This window comes from Mesorhizobium sp. M5C.F.Ca.IN.020.32.2.1, from assembly GCF_004023105.1.
GTDB lineage: Bacteria > Pseudomonadota > Alphaproteobacteria > Rhizobiales > Rhizobiaceae > Mesorhizobium > Mesorhizobium wenxiniae.
On the sequence record NZ_RZSX01001579.1, the window covers coordinates 1 to 594 of the forward strand.

General features: G+C 64.8%; 1 protein-coding gene. It reads left to right on the plus strand.

Annotation, left to right across the window (positions count from 1 at the left end; all coding sequences use genetic code 11):
• Positions 1 to 157: 157 nt before the first annotated feature.
• Positions 158 to 594 (plus strand): MFS transporter (locus EOA86_RS37560; protein WP_164892452.1); only part of this gene is annotated, 437 nt, incomplete at its 3' end.

Genomic DNA, 594 nt, shown 5'->3' on the forward strand with positions numbered 1-594 from the left:
GACGAGGGAAGCGACATGACAGCTCCCGGGCTGAAGGCAACCGACTGGATCACCGGGCTTTTGATCTCCTCAGGCTGGCGCAAGCGGTTTTCGTCACCGGTGCTTCCCGGCGCGCTGCTGAAACGCTAATCGTGCAGGTTCCCTGTTGGTGCGGATCATGGACCTGGCGGAAGAGAACAGCGGCGAGACAATGCAGTGGGCGGCGATCACCGGCGTGATCGCCACCGTTTCGGTGTTCGCCATCGCGCAAGGGCTGAGCTATCCGCTGTTGAGCTTCATCCTGCAGCGCCAGGGCGTCTCGCCGGCCATGATCGGCCTCTCGGCGGCAATGACGCCGGTCGGCTTTATCGTCTCGTCGCCGCTGATCCCGGCGCTGGCGCGCCGGTTCGGGGCGGGGCGCACGGCGCTCACCTGCGCAGCTCTTTCCGCGATCATGCTGGCGCTGATCGGCTGGACGCAAAATGTCTATCTTTGGTTCCCGCTGCGCTTCCTGATCGGCGTGGTGACCAATCCACTCTATGTGCTGAGCGAGATCTGGGTGATCGCGCTGGCGCCGCCGTTGCGCCGCGGCCGCGTGATGGGGGTCTATTCCAC